Annotated in this window: 18 protein-coding genes and 1 pseudogene; all 19 read right to left on the bottom strand. The window is 40.8% G+C overall.

Going from position 1 to position 26,588, the window contains the following annotated elements:
* Window positions 1-104 precede the first annotated feature (104 nt).
* Window positions 105-1,721 carry a proprotein convertase P-domain-containing protein gene (locus tag Q0791_RS18145; protein WP_299009445.1) on the bottom strand — a complete coding sequence of 539 codons (1,617 nt, stop codon included), beginning with the start codon at window positions 1,719-1,721 and terminating at the stop codon, window positions 105-107.
* A 424-nt stretch (window positions 1,722-2,145) separates the two neighbouring features.
* The gene (locus Q0791_RS18140; protein WP_299009442.1) at window positions 2,146-8,307 is read right to left on the bottom strand and encodes a hypothetical protein; all 6,162 of its coding nucleotides are present in this window, start codon (window positions 8,305-8,307) and stop codon (window positions 2,146-2,148) included.
* A gap of 165 nt (window positions 8,308-8,472) precedes the next feature.
* Window positions 8,473-8,730 (bottom strand): flagellin, encoded by a 258-nt coding sequence (locus Q0791_RS25300; RefSeq protein WP_366942493.1) that lies wholly within the window; start codon window positions 8,728-8,730, stop codon window positions 8,473-8,475.
* A gap of 312 nt (window positions 8,731-9,042) precedes the next feature.
* Window positions 9,043-9,519: pseudogene (locus tag Q0791_RS25295) on the bottom strand (Lateral flagellin); the annotation flags it as partial.
* Window positions 9,520-10,397: 878 nt separating this feature from the next.
* A complete protein-coding gene (locus Q0791_RS18130; RefSeq protein WP_299009439.1) occupies window positions 10,398-11,441 on the bottom strand; it encodes a flagellin in 1,044 nt (347 codons plus the stop codon).
* A gap of 884 nt (window positions 11,442-12,325) precedes the next feature.
* Complete coding sequence (locus tag Q0791_RS18125) at window positions 12,326-13,303, bottom strand: transposase (RefSeq protein WP_299009437.1); 978 nt, start codon at window positions 13,301-13,303, stop codon at window positions 12,326-12,328.
* Window positions 13,304-13,591: 288 nt separating this feature from the next.
* Window positions 13,592-15,730, bottom strand: coding sequence for a hypothetical protein (locus tag Q0791_RS18120; protein ID WP_299009434.1), 2,139 nt, complete (start codon window positions 15,728-15,730; stop codon window positions 13,592-13,594).
* A 415-nt stretch (window positions 15,731-16,145) separates the two neighbouring features.
* On the bottom strand, window positions 16,146-17,201 hold the full coding sequence (locus Q0791_RS18115; RefSeq protein WP_299009433.1) for a hypothetical protein: 1,056 nt from the start codon (window positions 17,199-17,201) through the stop codon (window positions 16,146-16,148).
* A 12-nt stretch (window positions 17,202-17,213) separates the two neighbouring features.
* Window positions 17,214-18,131, bottom strand: a complete 918-nt coding sequence (flgL, locus tag Q0791_RS18110; protein ID WP_299009431.1) for a flagellar hook-associated protein FlgL — start codon at window positions 18,129-18,131, stop codon at window positions 17,214-17,216.
* Window positions 18,132-18,142: 11 nt separating this feature from the next.
* Window positions 18,143-19,516, bottom strand: a complete 1,374-nt coding sequence (flgK, locus tag Q0791_RS18105; protein ID WP_299009429.1) for a flagellar hook-associated protein FlgK — start codon at window positions 19,514-19,516, stop codon at window positions 18,143-18,145.
* Between the two features lie 85 nt (window positions 19,517-19,601).
* Window positions 19,602-20,030, bottom strand: a complete 429-nt coding sequence (locus Q0791_RS18100) for a rod-binding protein (RefSeq protein ID WP_299009426.1) — start codon at window positions 20,028-20,030, stop codon at window positions 19,602-19,604.
* An 82-nt stretch (window positions 20,031-20,112) separates the two neighbouring features.
* Window positions 20,113-21,243 (bottom strand): flagellar basal body P-ring protein FlgI, encoded by a 1,131-nt coding sequence (locus Q0791_RS18095; protein WP_299009424.1) that lies wholly within the window; start codon window positions 21,241-21,243, stop codon window positions 20,113-20,115.
* Window positions 21,244-21,290: 47 nt separating this feature from the next.
* Complete coding sequence (flgH, locus tag Q0791_RS18090) at window positions 21,291-21,953, bottom strand: flagellar basal body L-ring protein FlgH (RefSeq protein WP_299009422.1); 663 nt, start codon at window positions 21,951-21,953, stop codon at window positions 21,291-21,293.
* Between the two features lie 48 nt (window positions 21,954-22,001).
* A complete protein-coding gene (gene flgG, locus Q0791_RS18085; protein WP_299009420.1) occupies window positions 22,002-22,787 on the bottom strand; it encodes a flagellar basal-body rod protein FlgG in 786 nt (261 codons plus the stop codon).
* 11 nt (window positions 22,788-22,798) lie between these two features.
* Complete coding sequence (locus tag Q0791_RS18080; protein ID WP_299009418.1) at window positions 22,799-23,533, bottom strand: flagellar basal body rod protein FlgF; 735 nt, start codon at window positions 23,531-23,533, stop codon at window positions 22,799-22,801.
* An 83-nt stretch (window positions 23,534-23,616) separates the two neighbouring features.
* Window positions 23,617-24,828, bottom strand: coding sequence for a flagellar hook protein FlgE (flgE, locus tag Q0791_RS18075; protein ID WP_299009416.1), 1,212 nt, complete (start codon window positions 24,826-24,828; stop codon window positions 23,617-23,619).
* Between the two features lie 62 nt (window positions 24,829-24,890).
* On the bottom strand, window positions 24,891-25,550 hold the full coding sequence (locus Q0791_RS18070) for a flagellar hook capping FlgD N-terminal domain-containing protein (RefSeq protein ID WP_299009414.1): 660 nt from the start codon (window positions 25,548-25,550) through the stop codon (window positions 24,891-24,893).
* Window position 25,551: 1 nt separating this feature from the next.
* Window positions 25,552-25,968: a flagellar basal body rod protein FlgC gene (gene flgC, locus Q0791_RS18065; RefSeq protein WP_299009412.1), complete on the bottom strand. Its 417-nt coding sequence runs from the start codon at window positions 25,966-25,968 to the stop codon at window positions 25,552-25,554.
* A 9-nt stretch (window positions 25,969-25,977) separates the two neighbouring features.
* Complete coding sequence (locus Q0791_RS18060; RefSeq protein WP_299009409.1) at window positions 25,978-26,328, bottom strand: flagellar basal body rod protein FlgB; 351 nt, start codon at window positions 26,326-26,328, stop codon at window positions 25,978-25,980.
* Window positions 26,329-26,588: the final 260 nt, after the last annotated feature.

Here is a 26,588-nt window from a genome sequence, read left to right as displayed (position 1 = left end):
GGGATTGATAAAAGACACAGACTTGTGTGACATGTCTACTTTGCTCCCTAATGTGACATCTTTAACTTGCCTTAACACTATAGATTCAGTAGGTATTGAGTCGATTACTCAGCGTCAGCATTAAAGCTTATGCCCCATGAGTTAAGGTAACCTGTATCTTTTTTATATTTGTCAACAATTCTTAATTTCCAAGTTCCTTTAGCATTAACACTGGACATATCAAGTTGGTAGGTTTCAATTAGACTGTTATTACTTCCTCCCCAATTTTTATGTAATGTAGTCATTTCACCCGTTGGGCTATATAAATCAATTTTAAGATCGCCAACAAAGCTGTGAGTGATGTCGACATTGACACTGATATTGCCAGCATCCCCCGAATGGGTCACTGTGAGAGGAAATGTGATGCCATTTGCATCATTATCTGGAATAGCGGTTCTGTTGTTATAACTATATTCGTTAGCAATGAGATCATAATCAGCTGTTAAGCTAATATTGTCGAATGCACTTTCCGCCTTCAACATCACATAATAACGTGAAGCTGTTGTGGTTTCTAATAAGCAAGACTCTTCATTACCGGTTTGAATAGAAATGCAATCATAATCTGACAAACTAGGTAGACTGCCTTGTTTTATGTACATATCAACATCACCTGTACCACCGCTAGTATTGAAGCTTAAGTTAGCCCCATTATTGGGTACGTCAATGAAGTAGTATTGTTGGCGATCTAGCATACTAGTTAGTGTTGTTTTGTTTTCGCCTTTAATGAGCGCGAGTGAATCATGCATAGCAAGATGATCTAATTCAATTGATGCACGATAGGGGAGGTAATTGACCGCTAGACCGGAATCTGAATCGGTATTATCTTCAATTTTATGGCTGACAGTTTCTAATATTGCACTGTTCCACCAATTATAGCGCGCATCAATAAAGGTCGTCGACGGAAGGGGGGCAGGCTCAGGTTCTATATCAGGTTCGACCTCAGGTGGAATAACATTGCCATTCTCATCAATTTCAATAAAAACGGGTGGCTCGATGATCCAATCAGGATTAGGATCGCCATAACAAGTGCTAGCTTCAATCTGACAATAACTAAAATAATCATTTTTAGTCAGTAAATGCGTCGAGTTATCGATAAATTGGTTATGTTGAATACTTGGTGTAAAGGTGGAGCCAGAGCTCAATGGGTTCGCTCGAATCATGACACCATTATTATTGTCACTGAATGTACTATAGCGCACATTCAGTTGAATGCTCTCATCTTCATCGGATAAATAAGCCCCAATACCATGTACAGATTGACTGATATGAGCATATTCAATATTCACTTCAGCGCCATTATAAACAGTTATACCAAACCAGCGTGTACTATCAAACCACGCAATGCCAGGGATATTGCTGAAAACGGCTTCATTGTTTTCGGTGCCTTGTATATTTAGACTGCCGAAAACACGGATACTGGTCATAATACCATTGGTAAATTGCGTACCTCCTTCAATAATCAACTCACCGCCTTTATCGACAATCAAGCTGCTATTAAGGAACACCTCTGTGCCTGCAGGCACGAACATACGATCGCCTGCAACAATATGCGTGGTGTCATCTATGGTCCAAGTACTGGGCGCATAATGATCCTCTGCCAGAGCAGAGGCTGATAAACTAAGACTACTCATGATAGCGAAAGGTAAGATAGCGTTTTTGAATGAACAACTTGGGTAATTCAAAATAAGATCCTTCTTATTTGTTTTAAAATGAAAGACATACATTGAAATAACTATGCATGTCTGAATTTACTGATCTGAAAGATTATTCTGAGCAATAAATAATTGAGGCCACTTAGATGGAGCATTTAAAGTACATGGCGATTTGAGGAAGGCGACCGCTTTAATGGTAGATTAAAGTATTGGTTGATATTTATTGTGCGGCGAGTGAACTTTTCAATATGCACATAAAAAACGCCCACTGATTAAAGCGGGCGTTATTAAAGCGTTATTTTTTACTTTAAATGAGTAAAAATCATAAACTAAAAGTCTACGCTTGAATTCTAATACCTTATCGTTAATAAAAAAGGCTAATAGCAGCAAGTCTACTATTAGCCTTGCTGCTATTGAAATGCCTCAATAGAAAGGCGGGATATTTATTATATGTTTAAGGACAGATCAAAGGATCGCCTACTTGCGCGCCGCGTAGTACACTAGGCTTAGACAGCGAAGCTTGAACAAGCAGTTTTCCATATAAGGTGATTTTGGCTTCAACACCGAGTTTAAGTGCCGTCATCTCTGCTAACGTGAGTGTATGCTCGGCAGGTAAAATTAACTCGCCATAATGCTTTACTATGAGCTGTGCATTTTCTTCAAGCAATATGTCAGCATTGGCAACCAGTGTTGCATATGGTGCAATGATCAAATCATGGTTTTTTGAAACACTAACATCTTGATTTAATTCACTGTAACCAATAATGCGAACGCTTTTTCCAAGTAAATCCTCAGCTAAAATAGGGCCAGCAACAGCAGACTGCAAAACGTTTTCACCAGCGGCATTCAACCAAATATGGCTAAAGTTAAGCCACAGCCCTAAAACCGAATCTCGTCCTTTATCATAAAAAGCCTGATTGACGACTGCCGGATCTTGGCTGCCCCACCAATTGTATTCTACAGGAATTTGCCCAGTAAAATAGTTTGGATGAGTTTGAGCAGCATAGATATTATATTCACTATTGTTTTCAAAACGGTTGTAATGAGCACTAAAGCCAGCTTTTTTGATTGGCTTATTATAGTGCAAATGTACTGCGCGAATATTATTTTTAAGCACTGAGTGCTTGATATTAACTTGGCTGCTACCTTCTGTGTATATTCCAACTCTAGCATCAGATAGAGTCGTGTACGTTAAGTTAACTTGGCTCATGTCATGAGCCAATAGGCCTTGCCATAATAGCTTGTTGTCAGAAGTATTATTTAATCCAATTGTAACAGGATTATCGACATGACCTAAACTGTTAAAATGGCCATGAATATGAACCTGTGTATTTGGGCTAGCAAGAAAATAACTGCCCGCTTGTAAATCAACACTGAGTGTTTTGGGAATGATAAGTTCTTTGCCTTTTGCGATAATACGCCCAGTAACCGTGATTTTCGCGCCTTCATGAGCAATGAATTGCGCATCTTCATCTAAAATAAGATCCCCATGAATAATCAAGTGAGCCTTTGCATCAAGTGTCATATTGGCACCAGCGCCCAATGTCATGCTATGACCACTAGCTATGCTTGTATTACCACCAATGCGAATGCGCTTTGCAACCTGAACATCTTGGGCAATTGCAGTATTTTGATAAGAAAAATCAACATCTTTAGGATCTTGGCTTAAAAGCCTCTGTGTATAATTGATCCTTAAGCCCTTGTTACTGTGTTCAATATCGTAAATCTTAGCTTTGATCTTATTGATATTTGTGCTATTCCACCAATTAAATCGAGCATCAATAACTAAGCGAGAATCTAATCCAGTGCCATAGCCATAAATATTAAAGAGATTATTGATATACTGGTTATAGTGCAATACCAGTTTGCTGCTTGTATTCGGCACCGTCTCGTAAATACGCACTCCATTAATATTATTGATAAAACGGCTGTAACGAACATCAAAGTTAACCGCTTCAGAGGTGTTGATATGGCCGAAAAGCCCATATTTTGCATCACGTATTTGGGTATAAACCAGTTGAATATTGGCTCCAGAATAGCCAGTAATGCCCTGCCAGTTGCCATCCTCCAACAAAGCACTATCAGTGTCGCTTAATGAGGAGTTAAGTAGTGAGCCAAAGACGATCTCATTGTCTTTAGTACCTAGGCCCGCCAAAGTACCATAAACCTCTATTTTAGCATTGCTTCCTGAGTATACTTTTACACCAGCATTAATTTGCCAATTACCATAAACAATAATAGCTGCACTCTCATTTATGGTCACAGTGGCACCTTCTTCAACAATCCATTGACCACCTTTATAGACAGATAACTGTACTCCCGCATTCAGGGTAATATGACTACCGGATGTGACTCTAACCACCTGTTGTTCATTAATGTCTATGTTACCAATCAGGTTAAAATCACCATTAAGGACAATCTCTTCCTTCTTGATCAATGCTGAGGGCCAGTGTGCGACAATGCCATCAGTTGCAATGTCATCAAAGGCTACAGAGCGCCTATATTGTCCATAATTCACTTTGAGTGCATTGGGATTTTTTCCGATATCGTAGATTTTTTTGCTGAATGCTTCAGCATTGGCGCTATTCCACCAGTTATAGCGAGCATCGATGATGTTGTTAGAAGCACTTGATTGAGTTCGAGTGGTATAAACATGGAATTCATTATCAATAAATTGGTTGTAATGTAATGTGGCGAGGATCTCAGCAGCATAATATTCATAAAGACGCACACCATAAAAGTTGTGTTTAAACGTGCTATATCGAATATCAATATTGAGCTTGTTGTTTTGTGTATTCAGGTGACCATAAACACCATATTTAGCATGATAAATATGCACATGGTGTAATGTTATTGTAGATCCGGCATAGGCGATAATGCCATACCAAGTATTTGGCCCTGCATCAGCGATATAAGATGAAAAGGAAATCTTGTTATTTTCTTGCCCTTTAGCAATAAGCTGTCCATAAACATAAATAGCCGCTTTTTGGCCTGTGTTAACCTTAACTCCAGCGGCTAAGTGCCAAAGGCCATGAACGCTAATGTGTGCATTATCTTCAATAACAAGTGTTGCGCCTTCTTCAACAATAAACTGTCCTAATGCCTCAATTGTTAATTTTGTGCCTGCCTTAATAGTGAGCTGGCTACCAGAGGTGAGTCGAAGGCGTTTATTTGCTTGAACTTGTGTATGGCCAATCAATTCATATTGCCCATTCAGGCGATACTCATCTTCAACTAACAGTGATTCTGGCCAAGCGCTAATAATGGTATTTTTAGCAATATCTTTTACATCAAGTGAGTAGCGATATTGGCCATAATTCACTTTAAGCGCACTCTGATCTTGTCTATCGTCACGAATTTTACTGGCAATTTCGCTAATAATAGCCGTATTCCACCAGTTATAGCGGGCATCAATAATGGTTTTTAATTGGTATTGATTGGTAGCCGAAGTATAAACATGAAATTGATTACTAACAAAGGCATTATAATTGAGTTTTATGTGAGTGTTATCGCTGCGATCAAACTCCTTAACATAGAATGCAATGGCGTTGTTGCTAAAACGGCTATAACTCACATCAATATCAATACCTGTATCTTTTTCATTAATATAAGCATATAAGCCATGTTTTGCCTGTGAAATATTCACATACTTAAGCTTAATGACTGAACCAGCATAAGTATTGATCCCTTGCCATTGATGAGTTGCACTATTGTTATTGTCTAATTCAGATGAAAATGAGATAACATCTGCTTGGCTACCTTGAGCAATCAGTTGTCCATGGACATTAATGCCTGCCTTGTTGCCTGCAATTACCTTAACGTCTTCACTCAGCTCCCATCGTCCATAAACCATAACATAAGCGCCATCTTCTAAAATAACTTTGGCGCCTTTTTCAATAATAAACTCTCCAAGTGTCGCCACGCTAAGCTTTGCGCCAGCCTTGATAGTAAGCTGACTACCCGCTGTGAGGCGAACTTTTTCTCCAGTTTGAACCTGCGTATCACCAATAAGTGTATATTGGCCTTTTAGTCGATATTCATTATTAATCAACAGCGCTTCAGGCCAAGTACTCACTATGGTATTTTTGGCAATGTCTTTTACGTTAAGTGAATAACGATATTGGCCATAATTGACCTTTAATGCACTACTATCGTGCGAGATATCATAAATCTTACTGGCAATGTCGCTGATAATAGCCGTATTCCACCAGTTATAACGCGCATCGATAATGCTTTTAACCTTACCTTTCTGGTTACCTGAGGTATAAACATGAAACTCGTTATTACCAAAGGCATTGTAAGTAAGTTGGATTTGTGTGTTTTCACTGTGGCCACTTTCAAATACACGAACGCCGTGTTTATTATCAAAAAAATGGCTGTGGTTCACATTAATGTAAATACCTTTGTCTTTTTCGTGAATATAACCATATAAACCGTGAGTAGCATGGGCAATACTCACATATTCTAATTCAATGTGCGCATTTGGATAGCCCGTGATCCCTTTCCAGCTATTGGCGCTCGCATCTGGAAAGGAAGAAGAGAAACTTATCAGATCATCTTCTTGGCCTTTAGCCAGCAATTGCCCATAAACATAAATGCCTGCTTGTTGCCCAGCAATGACTTGCACCCCTTCCGCTAGCTGCCATCGTCCATGAACAATTAATCGAGCATTATCTTCTAAAATGATCTTAGCCCCTGACTCAAGCAAAAACTCACTGTCCGCCATGATGCTTAATAGGCTATTGGCTTTCACGATCAACTGACTCTTTGATGTCAGCTTAACAACTTGCCCATCTGTAAATTGTGTGTCCCCCAGTACATGATACTCGCCTTGTAATACATATTCTCCATTCTGCTTCAGCTCAGTGGGCAATTGAGTCATAAAATGATGAGTATCGGCTTGGCTTCTTGGCTGAGTTAAATACTGTCCATAATTGACCTTTAGGCCATGTTGATTATCTTGCTGAAAATCATAAATTTTAGCAGCTATTTCAGAAAGTTGATTGCTCCCCCACCAGTTATGACGAGCATCTATAATAAATTTGCTATTGCTCGTGTTGTTACGGCCTGTAGCTTTAAGATTAATTTGATTATCAATAAACTCATTATGTTGAATTACGACACTAGTGTTTTTACTTTTATGATTAGTAATAAAATAGTGTATGCCTATCAGGTTATGGCTAAATTCACTCTCTTTAATATCAATGGCTGGTGATGTAATACTAGATTTGTGCGATATATATAACCCTGTAAGAGCATGTCTAATTTTTGTATGCTTAAGTGTAAGCGCTGCTGTTTGACTATATATGGACACATTAATGCCAGACCAACTGCTTTTATTTGGCAAGCTAGAATCAAAGCGTATTGGCTTCTCTTTTGTGCCCAGTGAGGTCAGTTGACCATTAATTCTTATGTCAGCATTCTTACCACTTAAGATCTCACTGCCCGGCGCCAATTGCCAATGGCCATCAATAATTAGCTGTGCATCATCTTCAAGTATAATGCGAGCACCTTCTTTCACAATAAAATCACTGTCATTGAGAATGCGCAATGTTACTCCCGCTTGAATGATCAGCTGACTACCTGCAGACAGCACGCTTTTTTGTCCTTTAATGGAGTTGGTATCTGCAATAACCTTTGCTTCATCTTGAATAACGGCAGGTAGCTGGGTAAAGATAGCTTTGGCATATGTTGCCTTATTCTTTGAGAGCAGGTACTCACTGTAATTAACTTTAACGCCTTTGTTAATAATCTTTTTATTGTTCTTGTTTTTCACTAGAATGCTATCATCAATCTTAGCGGTTATCTCGTCTAGCTCATCGCTGCCCCACCAGTTATGGCGAGCATCAATAATGGTTTTTGACCCCAAGGGGTGATTGTGGCGAGTCTTAAAGTGAAGGGTATTATCAATAAATTGATTGTAGTGAATACTTAGGTGACCGTATATATTATTACTCGTTCGATCACTGTAGCTTATGCCTATATGGTTGTGGCTGAATAGGCCATGCTGCACGCTGATCCGCTGGCTTTGAGAACCGTATTTTGCAATAATGTTAAGCCCAACTTTGGCATGACTGATGTGAGTATGGCTTAAGTTTACCTCTAGTGTCGGCCCCCATAAAAATGCTTCTATCCCTTGCCAGTCACCTTTTTCTGGGCTGGTTTGATTTGATAAAAAGCGTACTGGCGCCTCTTCGCTACCTTGGCTCGACAACTTGCCACGCACCATGATCTTGGCATTTTTACCCAATAAGAACTGGCTATTTTCATGAATAATTAACTGGGCTTTTTCATCTATGGTAAGCGTGACATTATCGCCCACATACACATCACTGTTTTTATCGACAATGAGCCGCGTGCCTTTCTTAATCTGTACATCTTTGTTTAATTGCCAATGACTCGGCGCATGCTGTTCCTTAAATATTGTTTTGGCGGCGTAGCTTGGCCAAGACAATAGGCTAATGGCAGTAAATAACATCATGAGTGTTATATTCATCAATCTTTGACTTATTTTAATTGCCTGAATTAGCTGAATTAAATGAATATGAGAAAGCCGATAAAAAGGTGAAGACCAAGGCAGATGAGAAAATCGATTAAATGTAAAGAAATTAAGCAAAACAATATCCTTTTATTGCTTTTTAAATGATTCAGGCAAAAAAGCGCACTTCAAATGAAGTGCGCTTTGATTGCCTAATAAACTCTGATGGTTTATTGCAGGGTAAACCTTAATACTAAATTAATAAAAAGCGGTATTCTATGGTTTAACCCTAAGAGTAGGCGATTAACCTAACAGACCCATAACCAAGCCAGTGTTTTGGTTAGCTGAAGATAGAATGTTAGTACCCGCTTGAACAAGAAGTTGGTTCTTAGTCATGTTAGCAGACTCAACGGCGAAATCCGTATCCATGATACGTCCCGCAGCCGCTTGAGTGTTTTCAGTAACATTTGCAAGATTAGAGGCTGTGTGGCCTAAACGGTTGATGTTAGCACCTAGAGTAGAGCGAGCTGTTGCAACAGTGTCAATTAGCGTATCGATCATATCCATAGCATCAGATGCATCAGTTGCTCCCTGCGCTACTGCTGCAGAAATTTTGATTTCTGCATCTGCGATTGTCTTAGCATCTGTAGCATCATTTGGATCAAGCGCTGAAATATCAATATTATAAACTTTTTCCGTATAACTATCGCCTTCTACATAGGTGGCAGTTTCGTCAAATTTGACTTCTAGAGCACTACCATCAGCTTTATAACCTTGTGCGATAACCGTATCATTAGCCAATTTGCTGTTTAAGTTCTGACTGCTAAAATCACTTGCACCATCACCAGCTAAATCACTAAGGTTAATTTTTGCCACGTTCACTTTTAATGTTTCAGCGCTAGAGGCGCCAATTTGAAAGCTTACGTCAGCCAGTGATTCAAATAAGTTGTTACCTGCATAAGAGGTCTCATCAAGAATACGCGTCATTTCAGCTGTTAATTGCTGAAACTCAGCATTTAAGGCTTCAAGATCTTTATCTGAATTCACACCGTTCGCTGCTTGTGTGGCGAGTTCTTTTTGACGGTTAGCGATAGTGTTTAGCTCTTCTAATGCGCCATCAGCAGTTTGCAACATAGAAGTGGCATCAGACACGTTACGGCTAGCGGTTTGCATGCCAATAGTATTAGCATTTAAACGTGTAGCAATTTGCAGACCCGCAGCATCGTCAGCGGCGCTGTTAATACGAAGACCCGTTGATAAACGCTCCATAGCATTTGAAAGTAGGTCATTGGTTTTGTTTACAGAATTTTGCGCGATCAATGACGCGTTGTTAGTTTGAACAGATAACATGTTTCTTCTCCGAAAATGTATTCATGATTGGTGTCAGCAAAAATAAAACGACGCCAAATTTCGGAACTGAAAGGATTTATAAAAAAGCATAGGATTTTAGCGAATTTATTTTTTATTTTCCATTAATTTGTTAAAAATTAATGACTTACTGTTTATGTGGTTTTGTTTTTAAATATAGCTACTTGTTTTTGTTTTATTAGTATTGTGTTTATTTTTATTTTGTTTGGTTTTCTTTTTGTTTTTATTTGGTTTTATCTTTGATGTTTGATGTTTGATGTTTGATGTTTGATGTTTGATGTTTGATGTTTGATGTTTGATGTTTGATGTTTGATGTTTGGTGTTTGGTGCTTGGTGTTTTTGGTGAAAGAGATTTACTTAGGCTTGTTTGAAGCTTTTAGCTACCAAATTTTTCTGATAGAGATCAACAGTAATAGCTTGATGTTGTTTATTATAAGCTATCATGGGTGTCCAAATTAATAAGCGAATTTGGATTAAGTGTGGAGTGAGCGTCTAATTGATCATGTATCGTTTGAAAATTGCCCAGTAAGTTAATGGGTTAACGGGTTAATGGGTTAATGGGTTAATGGGATAATTGACACTCAATACCTTTTATCAATATATAAATGACACCAATCAAGTTATACACTTCAAAGCCACTATCGCGCAGCCACTATCGTGGAACAAGAGTCGTGTTTCATTACCCATAAAATTAACTTACTAGGACTTTAGCTTTATTCATTAGGTTATTGATAAATAAGTTTTTGATAAATACGCTATTGATCAATAGCTTACCCATGAATAAATAAAGCGCCCCTAGTGATAGTGATAGCAATGTCACTATGTAAAGGAAGCGCTTTACTTGTCTTTATATTAAGGGATTAACCTAAAAGACCCATTACTAAACCTGTGTTTTGGTTAGCTGAAGATAGAATGTTAGTACCCGCTTGAACTAGCAGTTGGTTCTTAGTCATGTTAGCAGACTCAACCGCGAAATCAGTATCCATGATACGACCCGCAGCAGCTATAGTGTTTTCAGTCACGTTAGCAAGGTTAGATGCCGTGTGGCCTAAACGGTTGATGTTAGCACCTAAAGTAGAGCGAGACTCAGCAACAGTATCGATTAGCGTATCGATCATGTCCATTGCACCAGATGCGTCTGTTTTTGAAACCATGTCATCTGAAAATTTGATTTCCGCTGCAGCGATTGTAGCCGCATCATTAGCGTCTGTTGGATCTAATGCTGATATATCCATAGAATAAACCGGTGTAGCAAAGCTAGTACCGTCAGTGTAAGTTGCATTAACGTCATACTTTACAGTTGCTTCTTTACCGTCTTTATCGAAACCTGAAGCAAGCACATCACCATCAGCAGTAGCTTTAGTTAATGTTTGCTCACCAAAATTAGATGCACCATCGCCAGCCAAATCCTCTAGGTTTATTTCAGGCACTTTAACATTCAAAGTTTCTGAGCTAGTTGAACCGATTTGAAAGCTCACGTCTGCTAGTGCTTCAAACAAGTTATTACCCGCATACTCAGTCTCATCGATGATACGTGTCATCTCAGCCGTTAGCTCTTGAAACTCATCGTTCAGAGCTTTTAAGTCTGCATCTGAGTTCACGCCGTTGGCCGCTTGTGTAGCTAGCTCTTTTTGACGGTTAGCAATAGTGGTGATTTCTTCTAGTGCGCCATCTGCCGTTTGTAGCATAGAAGTCGCATCAGATACGTTACGGCTAGCGGTTTGCATGCCCACAACGTTTGCGTTTAAACGCGTCGCGATTTGCAGACCCGCAGCATCGTCAGCCGCGCTGTTGATACGAAGACCAGTCGATAAACGCTCCATAGCGTTTGAAAGCAGATCGTTAGTTTTGTTGACTGAGTTTTGAGCGATAAGTGAAGCATTATTAGTATGTACAGATAACATTTTCAAATCCTTATTAAAGCGTTTTTAAAAAATTAAAAAGTCTGTTTTGTTTGTCACATTCAATAAAACGACGCTCAAACAACAAACTGAATATTAATGTGAAAAAAAATGATCTAATGTTCCAATTTGTTGTGAAAAGATCTCTATTTATGATTGTTTAGATCTTGTTTTTGTTTTTGATTTTGTTGGTTATTATTCTTTTTTGTTTGTGTTTTTATGCAAAGATCAATTTTTTGTAATTTTTATGCCATCAAAAACTATCAAGACACCCATAATTACTCATCAATTAGTCTACACCCTCCCAATTTTAATGATTTTGATCTTGCTATTTTCTTGTGTGCAATTAAGGTCTGATTTTTTTTCGTGTTTTAGGAGGTTTTTTACTCATTATTATGTTGTTATTATCGAGACATTATTGCCATTATTGCGACACCCATAATTACAAGGTACTTTTTGAAGTCTATATTGCAATGAATGGTGAACTTCTAGATTGAGCGTGTCGTAAATTTTTAACTTGAATAATTTTTATTCAACACTATCCGCTTAAATATTGTTTTATCGTGGTTTTTTTGAGTATTTTTAGCTTATCTTTACGTAAAAGATATATCGCAATACTTACTATTAGAAAGAACTATTGAGACACCCACAATTAGTCTTAAATCACATATATGAGTGTTATTTTTACAAGCGATTTGGTTTGATGAGCTTTTTGTGATGCACTATCGAGGTGATCAAGGCCGACATTTACTCTTTATGGTTTAAATTAATGGATTAGGCGCTTATAGGTCTTTTTGTCCATTACATGCTCGGTTCATTAAATCTATTTTAATGAAAAAGGCGAATTGCTTATTTTTGTATATTCAACTGATTTTAAAAAATAAAATTTAAGGATCTAACCACTGATGACAATTGGCGGCTCCTTGTCTTCTTTTTTTGTCTAAGTGTTCGCAGTAAAGGCTGAGCTCCGGTAATGTACCAACAGGGCCTTTAAATAGTCGAGTAAAGTCAGAAGTGAGTTTGATCCAGTTTTGAATGGGAATATTGAGTTTTTCCAGAAGCGTTTTTGTTGGAGTGTACAGTGATGCCTGTTTTTTCCCTTGAATAATTTGACTCGTATCATTGAGAAGTTTGCAATAATCTTGAAAATGAAAGGTTAAACCTTTAGATGGATTTTGGCTTTCATTGCCGGTAAAAGGAAGTAAATACTGGGATTGTTTGTTAGAAGCCTTAGATTTGATCCGCTTTTGAATGCTAGTAAAGTCTGACTTTTCTAGAGTGGCAGCTGCTTTTGCACGAATAGGATTGAGATCCACATAAGCCATACAAGCAATAATGGCGGCTTCGTCAAGTAATGCTTGAGATTTGAATCTTCCTTCCCAAAATCGTCCACTGCATTTATCTTCTTTATTTGCCATTCTAGCTATTGGTTCATTGAGTGTACGCATAAACCAGCTTATATCGCTTAACCTACTTCGGTAAGTGGCTATGGTATGGTATAAGGTATTGATTTCGTGGCTTTCAAGCTGCAAACCCTGACTGAATTTTTGAGTAATGTTTGTTCCTTTGAATAGCTTGTGCCAGCGCTCAACAATTTCTTTGTTGCTCCAGTTATTGACTTGATAAATATCAATACTTAATACTAAATGCACATGATTAGACATAATGGCATATGAGCAAATATCGATGGAAAATATTTGTGCTAATTGTTGTAAACGTTTCTCTACCCATTCTCGCCTATGCTCATAAGATTGCCCAGTATAATGGTCGACTCCACATAAAAATGCTTTACGCACACATCGTGAAATACAGTGATAAAAAGATGTATCTTCCAGACTTATAATGGATTTTCTTGGAGTAGGCATAAATACGACCTTTAGCTGTTTAGCATCAACTATTCTAAGCCTAGTTCAAAATCCCTGATGTTTTTAGATCAATATGAATTTGAGTTAAAATGGGTGTCTTAATCAAAATTCTCTAATCAAAACTCTAGTTAAAATTGATTTAAGCTTGAATCATATTCAGAAAGCTTGTCATTGATGGAAATAGAGCTGATAAGTATGGGGAAGGTAAGAAATGAGAGTTTAAATAGGAAAGCCAGTGTAAAAAGCACTGGCTTTAAGAGAGAGCAAAAGTGTAATTGGTATTGTTAATTAATGGTTTTTGTCTATTACTATTCCTTGAGTCAGTAACTGACTATTATGTCCAAAGGTGATACTTGCATTGGGCTCAATAATGAAAATTGCGCTTGGGGAAATAGATAGAGTCATATCATCACTAATGTGTAAATGGCTGCCTGAAGTTAGAGTAATAGTCTGATAACGTTTGATTTTAGTGTCACCTGCAATGATGAAATTACCATCGAGCTCATATTCAGTTTCAAGGTTGTAACCTGGGTCGACTTCAAAGGGATCTGATATTTTTAAGTCGTCGAATAACTCAACCACTAGACTATTTAGAGCGATATCATTTAATGCGGGTGAATTGCGGTATTGACTATAATTGACACGTAAACCATCAATCTCATTGGTCGCATGCTGAAAATCTATTATTTTATCAGATATCTCCGATACTAAATCACTTCCCCACCAGTTAAATTTAGCGTTTATGATGATTGGTGAGAAAGGAATTAAAGCCTCAAATGAATGCCGACTTTCTTCTGTATAAACATGGAAAGGATAGACCTGACTAAATAAGTGGGTAGTATTATCAATAAAATCATTATATTCAATGAGTGTTTCGACATTTTGAGTTTCAGGTACGACATCAATGCGTATGGCTTGATCATTTTCAATAAAGCGTGTGTGGGTTATTTCTATCTTGGTTTGTTCATCGCTAAGATTTAAGGATGTGTTTGAGTTAACCTGCTCTGGATAATGAATTGCTGGCACTAGGTTTACGTAAACACCTTGCTGTGCATGTTGAATTTGTGCGTAGTTAAGGTTTATTTCAGCTCCATGAAAAACCTCTATTCCTTGCCACTCTTGGTTGATTAGGTGCGATGCAGCATTAAAATTAACTCTGTTATGTGAAGCGCCGTTGGTATACAAACTGCCATTTAGATTTATTTTAGCGCCTTCTTCGGCAACAACTTGTACACCTTCAAGCAATTCCCAGTGGCCATTTACATTGATCTGACTATTCTGTCTTAAATAAATAACGGCGCCAGGTTCAGCAATAAACCTTGCCGTTTCAGCAATGGTGAGTATGCTGTTCTCGCTTATAGTGAGCATACTGTTTGCCGTAAGTGTGGCTAATTGATATGGCTTGAATTGAGTATTACCTGCAATTAAATAGTTGCCATCCAATTGATAATGACTCTCTCGATTAAACCCTGGATCAATGGTGATGGGATCCTCTAATTTCCATTTTTGAGGTAATTCCAATATGAATGCATTGTTTAAAATGTCATTGTAATAAATTGACTGTCTGTAATGGCTATAGTCGACTCTCAATGCCGAAGTGTTTAGATTTCTTTCGTTTGAGATAATTTGTGTATCTCGAATACCTTGTTTGATTTGATTCGTATCAGTTGTAGACCACCAATTAAAGCGCGCATCAATAATAGTTGGACTGAGTTTTGTATCATGATTTAGTGCTTGGCTAGATGTATGAAGGTGATATTCATTGTCACTAAATTGATTGTATTGAATGCTGGAGTCTAATCGACCAAATGTATGTAACTCACTAATGTTGATGGCAGTTTGGTTATGGCTAAAATCACTATAGCGAATATTAAGTTGGCTGATAGGTGTATTTTCTATTTCATGCCTAGCGTCAGAATTAATATGGGTGTCCGAATTAGCGGGGAATAAAATAGTGGTGCCAATTTGGGCGTGAATGGCATTGACGGCGTGACTGACTTGGGTGTATTGCAAGTTAACCTTTGAGCCATTGTAAGTCGTTATGCCTTGCCAATCGGTATTTGTTGGTGATAACTGCACCGATTGCAATTTATTCATCTTGTAGGCATTGCCAAACGAAGTAAATTCACCATAAACCGCAATTTCAGCATTGTTACCAATATCAATATTTACCCCTTCTTCCAAAATTAATGCGGCATTTGGGTTAATTGTTATTTTTGCATCGGGGCTTAAATAAACATGGGTGTCTTGAGTTACTATGATCCTGTCACCAGCGTCGATCTGGAAGTCTTGCTGAATAACCCATTGGTCTGAAGCATAATAATCTGTGGCTAGCGCTGAAGGGGATAAGATCAATGTTGTGATGCTTAAAGAGGCGATTGACATCAAATTTGTGAAACGTGAAATAGAACCAGTATAAGTACGCACAGTCATTTCCTTTTAAATTCGTTGAGTACTTTGATAGCAATGAACTGCTGGCGCTTCATCAATGCTACCGTCCTTGTCTTTCAATTGGCGCTACCTTACCGCTGAAGGACGCGTAAATAAACCCTCACCCATCACAAATTAAACATTTTATTAACAAGTTGTGATGAAGATCGAATAAATACTCGTATTATTTATTTTTAAGAGGTTTGACCACTGTGTATGTGACATTTAGCAGAAGATTAAATGTCAATTTTATTAAATTGCAGTGAATTGAACTTAATCGATATTTTCACGAGGGGGAATTATATACCTGTGAAGTGAAGAATGATTTAAGCTTGATGGAATATTGATGTGGAGTGATTAGTGTCAATCACCCAAGTAGATGGGTGATTTTTATTTTTTATTGAATCTTCTGTCAGCCTAACAATGACGATACTTGATTGCGATTCACATTGGCTTGTGCCATGAGTGAACGAACATGGGCGCTAAAGGGGTTAGGTTGCATAAGGGTATTGAGCCTTTGTAGCGTTGTTTGCACATCAAAATCCGCTTGTTGCGTCGTATTGACATGTTTCAGTTGTAAACGGATTTTTTGTTGTACTTCGTTTAACTCTTGTAATTGTTTTTCAATTTTACTCAAAGATTTGCTGATCTTGGCTAGGCTTTGTTTCAGTTCACTCTGGCTATTAAATTGCCACTCCCTTGGATCTTGCCAGTTGAGCTCTTCGATGACTTTTATTAATCTGGGCTCTCCCGCTGGCAGGCGTTGACCTTGTCCTGTCATAAAGATGCCATCTTTTATTAATTGCCATTGTTGCTCGTGAGTATTAAACAAGCTTGGCAATGTTTGTGTCCCTATTGCTTGATGAGCTGAGGCGTGTTGCGCCTGCAGTTGTATTCCCAAAGGTTCAAGGCTTGTTGCTAAATGGCTCGATAAGCGGGCTTGAGATTCATTCGCCGGTAAAGTGATATTTATTGTGCTGGTGCCTAGCTGTAAACTAATACGTTCGTCTCTGGCTTTAGGCTGAGTAAGCTCCACAGATTTTAATCTAAATTGCCGTGGGCTTGCTGGACGGCTAGGGGAGATCACATTCAATTGATGATCGATTAAGGCTTTGCCTTGGTATTGAGGGCTGAGACTCACTAGTCTTTGCTGTAATCGTAAACAGTTTTGGTCGGGTTCTGTGTGTATGGCCGAAGCATTTTGTAGGGATACTTTGACTTGTTTTTTCAGTTTTTTGAGCAATTGGACCACTTGCTTTAAGCTATGCTCAGTGACTTGTGCGGCTGAAATCTTATGTTGTCCTTGAGTGACCTTTGCCCAGCGAACATAAGATTCTAGCCTGTGGGTCGGAATGGAGGACATCTTGGCCTGAACCTTTGGCAGTGACTGAGGCAGTTCACTGATAGGTGCACTCACCGTTTGACTGCGGTGTTGAACATTTAGGCTGTCTGTAACTCCATTAAGCATAATTTTTTATCTCTATATTTGACTAAATAATGATAATTGCATGGTTTTTGCAACTATTTTTTGTGTCACTTCTAGTGCTGTCGTTAGTTTTGTTGATTCTGAGATAGAAGCCGCAAAATCAAATCCATCGACTTTCCCTTTCACTTCCTCGCTAAAAATATTCATCTCTTCGTGAGAGCTTTTGGTTAAGCTTAAGCTGTTTTGCTTACCGCCTAAATCTGTAATGGTTGCACTAATACTGTTTAGCGTATCATCTAAAGTGCTCAACATATCTTCTGCAGCAGTATCAAACCCAGCATCTCCCGGTGATAAGTTAGGATCTTTTAATACATTCATATAAGCTTGGGCCTGATTGAAGATATCATTGCTGCCATTACTGAAAATGAAGGCTTCTGCGGTAACATTGGCTTCCATCCAAGTATTATTGGCCACTTGTACTTCACGTTGGTTACTGTCGCCTTGGTAGATGTAATCTCCATTGGTGTCTTTAATCAGAGGCTGAGTGTCGGTTAAATTGCCTGAGAACAGGTAATTACCACTTTCATCTGTGGCATTGACTAATGATACCATGCTTTCCATGAGTTCTTCCATTTCGGCGCCGTAGGCGGCGCGATCAGCGGGTGATAAACTGCCATTGTTGGAAGCGATCGTGATTTCTCGTAAACGGCCTTGCAGATCGATCATGCTGGATAAATGGGTTTCAGAGCGGTCAAGGCCAGTGCTAAGCGAGTCAATATTGGAGATGTATTGCTTGGTGGCAGCTATATCACGTTCAATGCCTATAATTTGTACGGCACCGATAGGATCGTCAGAGGGTTTTAATATAGCTGTTTGTAAGGCTTGCATCTCATTGAGACGAGCTATTTCAGTGGTGGACTTTTGAAGGCTATACAAGTTACTGTTGTACATATTTTGCATACTAACGCGCATGATTTATTTCCTTAAATGCTGCTTAAAAGAGTTTGAAACAACTGATCGGCCGTGGAGATAATCTTGGCATTAGCTTGATACTGTTGTTGATATTTAATGAGATTAGCGCCTTCTTCATCTAAGTTGACGCCGCTAGTGCTGGACCATTGTGCTTGTGCATCCATTTGTAATTGTGTGCTGGTTTCGGCATTTAAGCTGGCTTGACGGGCCGTGGAACCTAGCTGGCCTATTTTCGCTGCAAAGGCATCGCCCATAGTAGTGGTGGCGTTAATAGAGCCAAAGGCAAAGTTGGTATTGGCGATTTCAACAAGTGCTCGCAAGTTACTGTTATCGCCTGGGGTGCCATCTTGCCCAAAAGCCAGCATGTCAGAGGTAAAACCTGAAGTCAGAGTTAATGTACCTGCAGGATTGTTAGCATCATAGCTAAATAAATCCATAGTTGGAGTGGCACCATTAAGATCGGTACCATTTTTAAGGACAGAATTAAACTCATCGGCTAAGTTTTTAGCCATTTCATTGGTAAAAGTGATGGAGTTGGCGAGATCGTTATCGCGATAGTCTAGTAACGCGCCTAAACTGCCGCCGGTGTTGTCATCCACAGGAAAGCTTGACTGACCAAACTCAATACTCACTTGATTCAGCGTTGGATTACTGGCCAGTGGTGATGTCACTAATGTTGATGTGGTGGTGCCAGCGAGTAAAGGCTGGCCTTGAGCCAGTGAAATATTCACCATGCCATTGCTTTCTTCTGTGACGCGAATGTCGATAATTTTAGCAAGATCATCAATGGCGACATCACGGCTATCTAATAATGAAGCAGACGGGTTACCGTTATTGGCCGATGCTTGAATTTCGGTGTTTAAACGGGCAATGGTTTCAAGTTGCGTGTTGATTTCGTTGACCGAAGCGCTAATTTGACTTTCAATTTGAGTGGTTTGAGCACTTAAGCTATCGCTGATGGAGTTGATACGTTGGCTTAAGGCTTTAGCCTCATTGAGCACACCTTGACGATAAGCGGTTTCACTGGGTTTTTCCATTGAGGCATTTAGCGCTGCAAAAAGGGCATCTAAGCCTTCTGAGATATTGTTGCCATCGGTATTAAAAACCGTTTCCACTTGGCTGTGGTAGCTTTGCTGGGTATTGGCATAACCTAGGCTACTGCTTGAATGCCAAAGCTGAGCGACTTGATATTGATCTGAAATGCGGCGAATGCCATCCACATTGACGCCCGCGCCGCCACCATATTGGCCACCTGCCACTGAACTGCTCAGAACTTGTTGGCGTGAATAACCCACCACTGCAGCGTTAGCAACATTATTTGAGGTAGTATTTAAGGCGGCCATACTGGCCGTTAGCCCTGACATACCAATATTGAGAAGACTCATAGTGTTTCCTTAATTTAGTCGAACAAAGCTGCTAATACCCATTCTGTATGTGTTTAGAGCGGGGGAATACCGACATGCTTGCACTTTACTTCACTTTTATTGGCGTGATTAGCGCCGGCTGCATGGCTGTGGTTGATATATTGGTCGCAATATTAGCGGCGTTTGGTGTTGATATTTGTTCATTAGAGGCGACCGCTTCAGGGCGCGACTTAAGGGCGCCGGCTAATTGTTTGGTCATGACGCTGGCAAGGCCTGTGCTTTGCATTTGACTTAAGCGTCCGGCAAGCTCTGAGTCATGCCAATCTCGATATAAGCTGTCTTTTTGGGCTGAGAGTGGGTTATCTTCATCCGCCATCACATCGGATGCACTGCGCATTTGTTTGAGCACTGTTTGTAAAAACTGCGCTTCAAACTGCTGACTGACCAGTTTTAGCGCACCGTACTCGCCGTTGCTTTTGATGAGATCGCCAGCATTGGTTTGATTTAAGTAGCTATGTGAATTGTCGAGTTTCATATGCACGCCATTACTGAATGTTAAAAAGCAAGCTTAAACGTTTTATTGTTTAGAAGAATAAGCTTGCCAGGGTTGATTATTGTTATATGACGACGAGTTCGGCTTCCAGTGAGCCAGCTTCGTCCAAGGCTTGCAAAATAGACATTAAGTCCATGGGAGAAGCGCCTAGGCTGTTAATTGCCCTGACAATTTCTTCCAATGCAATCCCTTCTTCCCAGACAAACATGTGTCCACTGCCAGTATCTAGGTTCACTTGGCTATCGTTTGTTACCACAGTACGGCCCTGTGCGACACCATAAATGGCGCCGTTTGGTTGGCTGACTTGTGGTTTTTCGATAATGCTCACGGTTAAATTACCGTGGCTAACTGCCGCTTTTCGCACAACGACACCGCCACCCATAACAACAGTCCCCGTTCGGCTATTAAAGACCACTCTGGGGGGCTTGCGTCCTTGTAGAATTTGCAGTTCTTCCAACATGGACATAAAGGTAATGCGTTCACGATGAGATTTGGGCGCGCGAACCAGTACTTTGGCTTTACTGTCGGCTGCCGCGACATTTGGACCAAAAAGATCGTTGACTGCTCGTTCGATATTGCGAGCGGTTTTAAAGCTCGGCGCCCTAAGATTCAAAACAATATGATCTTTGTCATGAAAGTTACTGGGAATTTCGGCTTCCAATATGGCGCCGTTAGGAATATTACCTACCGTAGTAACATTGACTGTCACTGAAGTGCCATTGCGTCCTTGAGCTGAAACGCCGCCAACGACTAAGTTACCTTGAGCTACAGCGTAGATTTCACCATCTACCCCTTTTAGCGGTGTCATTAATAGTGTGCCGCCGCGTAAACTCTTGGCATCACCCAGTGACGATACTGTGACGTCTATGGTTTGCCCAGGACTCGTTAACGCAGGCACAGTGGCATGTACGGCAACGGCGGCCACGTTTTTCAGTTTAGGATCGATTTTCTCGTCAAGTTGCACGCCAAATTGCTTGAGCATGTTAACTACTGACTGGCTGGTGAATTTGACTTGAGTGCGATCCCCTGTGCCATTGAGTCCTACCACTAAACCGTAACCGACTAGCTGGTTACCACGAATACCTTGCACATCGACTATGTCCATGAGGTATCGAGTTTGGGTCGACTCTTGAGCAAGACTTGGCCCTGTTACTAGCATCAAAAACACACTGGCGAGCAATGTTAATTTTTTCATTTTTCTCTTCCTTGCCGAAGTGAACTTAAGCTGGAATAAATCTCGCATCATAATGGGAACCATGGACTATTAAAGTAACGTGCCGCCCAGCCCATAGAGTTACTATCGGCAATGGCGCCTTGGCCGCCATAAATAATGCGAGCATCAGCAATTCTTTGAGAAGAAATGGTGTTATTGGTATCAATATCATCGATACGAATAAGGCCGATTAAGCGCAAGTATTCATCACCTTGGTTGAGCCTCAACCACTTTTCACCACGAATAAGTAGGGCGCCGTTTGGCAGTACTTTAGCAACAGTGACGGTAATCGAACCCGACAATTGATTTTGCTGTGTACTGGAACCGCTGCCATCAAAGGCGCGGCCAAAAGATCCATCGGCATTGGCAGAATAAGCATTACCATCAATATCTGAGGTTAAACCGAAGCCCATTTGTTGATCTTTGCTGGTTGACGTATCGGCTTTTTTGCTTGAAAAGGTTTTTTCATCCAAAGCAACGGTGAGAATGTCACCTTCTCGAAAAGCACGCTTATCTTTAAACAGAGTTAACATATAACCCTGACGATATAGGCTGCCATCTTTTGCCTCTGGTAGGCTGTAATCGATTTCTGGCGGTGCCCATTCAGCAAGACCGGGTTGGGTTTCGGCCTCTGGAAAATGGGCTGCACAACCTGATAATATTAACAGCACTCCTATCCATAAATGACGCATTCGTATCCCTTATCGTATTGGTGTAAAGTGGAACAACATCAGTTTCGATTAAAGAGACTGGTTGAGAAATTTAAGCATGTCGTCTGACGCTGAAACGACTTTGGCGTTCATTTCATAGGCGCGTTGGGTTGAGATCATTTCAACCATTTCTTCGACAACATTGACATTGGCACCTTCCAAAGACCCTTGTCTTAATTGACCCATAGATTGATCCCCTGCAATGCCTTCAATGGCAGCGCCAGAGGCGGATGTTTCGCGGTACAGGTTGTCTCCGCGCGCTTCAAGCCCCGTTGGGTTACTGAAGTTTACAAGTGTGATTTGGCCCAGCTCTTGTGAGTCGCTGTTGCCCGCAACTTGCGCTGAAACTGTGCCATCTGCCGCAATGGTGATGTTAAGTGCGTCTTCTGGAATTTCGATATTAGGGACTAAAGGTAAGCCTTGAGAGGTCACCATTAAGCCTTCGCTGCTGCGATAAAATTGACCGTTTCGAGTGTAACCAATATCGCCGTTTGCTTCTTCAATTTGAAAGAAGCCTTGTCCTTCAATGGCAATGTCCAGCTGTTGGTTGGTCGTTAACATGTCACCTGTAGTGAAGACTTTTTGCGTGCCAACTACGCGAGTACCTGTACCTAGTTGTAAACCAGAAGGCAGTTGGTTGAGCTCATCAACTTGACCACCGGGTTGGCGTTGTACTTGGTAGAACAAATCGTTAAAGGCGACACGATCGCGTTTAAAACCTGTGGTGTTAACGTTTGCCAAGTTGTTGGCAATGGTGGTCATTTTTACATCTTGAGCCGTTAGGCCTGTTTTACTTACCCATAATGCTGATTGCATCTTCTTATCCTTTAAGCGTTTTTAATCAGGCGGTTGCCTGCTTCGGCTAATTTTTCTGCGCTTTTCATCAACTTGACTTGAATTTCAAATTGGCGACTGAGATCCATCGAAGCGATAAGCTCACTGACGGCTTGCACATTACTGGCTTCTAAAAAACCACTGTGGACTTTGACGCTGTCATCGGCGACAAGCGGATTGCCATCGCGGCTGTAAAACAAACCGTCTTGTCCTTTTTTCATGGTGTCGAGTTCAGGGTTAACCATCTTAAGTTGTGCTACTTGCTCAATGATCCCGCCTTCAGCGCCAAGAATGCTAATGCGGCCATCGTCGCCCACAAAGAGTTCACGGTATTCAGGCAGCACAATGGGGCCGTTTAATCCTTGCACGCTGCGACCATCAAGGGTCAGTTGACCCGTTGCATCGGGAACAATGGCGCCTGATCGCGTATAGGCTTCACCTTCGTCTGTCATCACAGTAAAAAAGCCATGATCGCGGATCGCTAAGTCTAGCGTGCGACCTGTGGGATTGAGTTCGCCAGCTTGCTTGTTAAAGCCTGTGTCTTCGGTTTGTGCCAGCACGCGAGTGCGTAAGCTGTTGCCCATGGGCGCCACGGTTTGTGCATTAACACGCTCTAGATCAGCTTTAAAACCTGTCGTATCGGCATTGGCTAAGTTATTGGCGCGAATGGATTGAGCCTCCATTATGCGCGCCGCACCTGTTGCCGCTGTGTATAGCATTCTATCCATGCTGTTATCCTTAGATCCTATGACGTTATTTAATAGGGAAACTAGGCCGAGTCCTTATGTTACCCAGCCAAGCGTAAATGACATTAAATGGCGTTTAATAGGGCTTGTTGCATGGTTGAGTTTGCATCGAGCACTTTGGCATTAGACTGATAATTACGTTGTGCAGTCATCAGGTTTACCATTTCAGCTGTGGTGTCGACATTTGATCCTTCAAGGTAGCCTGAGGTGATCCCGCCTAATGTGCCCGTTGTGGGTGAGCCTATGACCGCTTGGCCAGCTTGGTTGGTGGAGGCCCAAGCATTGTTACTCACAGGGGTTAGGCCATTAGGGTTGTTGAAATCGGCTAATACGACTTGGCCTTGCAATTGCTCTTGACCGTTAGTGTAAGTGCCGTAAAGCATGCCGTTTTCATCAAGACGAATACCGTTTAGCTCACCTGAGCTATAGCCATTTTGGCTTAGGCTCGAATTGTTATAGTCTTTGGCGTATTGCGTGGTATTGGTGTAGCTTAACTCTATGCTTAAGTCATCCACACCCGCAATGATAGCTGGATTTGAGGTGCTAGTAATGTTTAGCGTAGTGGCACCGCCAGCACTAAGGGTACCATCATTGTTAAAGGTCATGTTATTCGGTATGCCTACTTCTTCACCGTCCATCATATAGTGGATTTCCCAGGTATTGGCGCCGGTTTTGACATGGTATTCCGTAAGTGCATGCTCTTTACCCAGAGAATCATTGATGGTTACTGTGGTGGTAGAATGGTAAGTGCTTGCATCGGCAGCATCAAATGGATTTAAGGTAGTATCTATGGCAGCAACGGTTGAATCTAGGTTAGACACTATGCCCACAGATGTGGTTGGCTTGGCGGCTAATGAGCCAGATTGCACTTGAAGATCGCTAATGGTACCGTTTTGTAGCTGATTTGCCGTATTGACGGGATAACCTTGCAGGCGGTTACCGGCAGGGTCGATCACATAGCCGTTAGCATCTTGATTGAACATACCCGCACGCGCATATAAAGTGCTGCCATCTTGCCCAGATAAGACGAAGAAACCATCACCTTGAATACCTAAGTCAAGTTCACGGCCGGTATAGCTTAATGTACCGCCCGTTGAGAAATTTTGTGTAGTGGACATGACGTTGACACCACCTGCTTGACCGCCATTATAAATCGCGGCAAATTCACTGCGCCCGCCTCTAAAGCCAACGGTTGAGGCATTAGAGATATTATTACTGATGGTATTTAAGTTCTGGGTTGTTGCTTGCAGGCCACTCAGTGCGATGTTGTAAGACATAAGAAGGTTTCCTTTATTAAATCAATATGAAGTTAATTAAATGCCGTAAGTTGGAAGTTCAATTAAGACACTTCAGATATTTCAAGAACAGAAACTGTTCCTAGTCCATAGCCGAGTTCGGCCATCATCATGCCTGAGGCGCTGGCAAAATGAATTTTTTCAATGGGCGCTTGAATAAACGTTTTTAAGCTGGTGGACTCATCACCTGAGGTGGCTTTTGCTTGCAGCTTGTACTCGCCTTTAAGTAAGCCAAGGGCTTGAGGATTGATGTCAAAAGGAATATCACCTTTGCCTTGTGCACCTAAATTGATGGTGTGGACTGTGTTGCCATTGGCATCCACAATCTCAACGCTGGCATCGCTGGTGGCATTTTCAAGATAAATTTTTCCTTGTATCGTCTCACTGTCAGCTTCAATGTTGAGTGAATCCGCGGCGACCATAGCATCTTTGCCAATCAGGTTGGCTGACTGCACTATGCCCATGTTTTCAATCATCACCATTTGTGTGTTTTGATCTGAGCGCATTTTCTCTAAGCTTTCGACTTGTGAGAACTGGGCTAATTGAGAGACATATTCTGTGCCATCAATGGGATTCGTCGGATCTTGGTTTTGAATTTGTGCAATCATTAACGTCATGAATTCATTACTTAGTGCACTTGAACTGTCTGCACTGGTTGCGACTTCAGGTGTGTTATAACTGCTGGATAACGCATTAACATTCATCTTAATTAGCTCCGAGTTGTAATAGACCTTGCTGCATTGAGCGAGCACGATTCATGACTTCTACACTGGTTTCAAAGGCGCGACTGGCGGCCATCATGTCTGCCATTTCATCGACAGTATTAACGTTGGAATAGGCCACATAACCTTGCTCATTGGCAAAAGGATGATCCGGCTCATAACGCATATCAAGAGGGGCGTCAGTTTCTACAATGGCGGCAACGTCAACTTGAGCACTGGTGACTTGACCTTCAACTTGATTATAAATAGTCGAAAAAACAGGTTTTAATGCTCTGTATGCATCATTAGGGTTTTGTGCAGCAGCGCCTGCATTAGCCAAGTTACTGGCCACGGTATTGAGGCGAATAGTTTGCGCATTCATACCTGCGCCTGCTATTTGATAGATTTCTCCAAATGACATAGTGAGTTCCTACTGTCCTTCAATGGCGGATTTTAATCCGGAGATTTTCATATTCAGAAAAGTCAGGCTGGTTTGATAATCCATGGCATTTTGAGAAAATCTAGCCTGCTCCTTTCCGAGTTCTACTGTGTTTTCATCGGCAGAGGTTTGATAAGGCACGCGGTAACCCATTTCATAATTACGATCTGGGATCATGCCTGCATTGACTTGCGACATGACAGAACTGAAGTCCATATCTCGAGCCTTATAACCTGGGGTTTCGGCATTGGCTAAGTTGCCTGCTAGTACCTTGCTTCGTTCTACCCTAAAATCCAGTGCCTGGGGATGAATGCCCAGTGCTGCATCAAGATTAATGGCCATATCGGCTCCTCGTAATAAAATGATTAACGCTGTGTTACCGTGAATGCTTGCCTATTATTCAATTACTGTGCCAACTATTTTTATTGTTTTATATTAGTTGTTTATGGTTTTTTTTGTTGAAATTAGGAATGGCTACTTCCTCTTTACGCTTTTCATTTCCTATTGTTTTCCGCTTTTTGGGTCACTTATACCCGTGACTGAGGGATCCCCACTTTTCTGGCTCATAAACAATGAATACTGATTGTGAAGTGAGCCAAGTT

Source organism: uncultured Shewanella sp. (assembly GCF_947495455.1).
Classification (GTDB): Bacteria; Pseudomonadota; Gammaproteobacteria; order Enterobacterales; family Shewanellaceae; genus Shewanella.
This window is presented reverse-complemented; position numbering and strand designations above follow the sequence as displayed.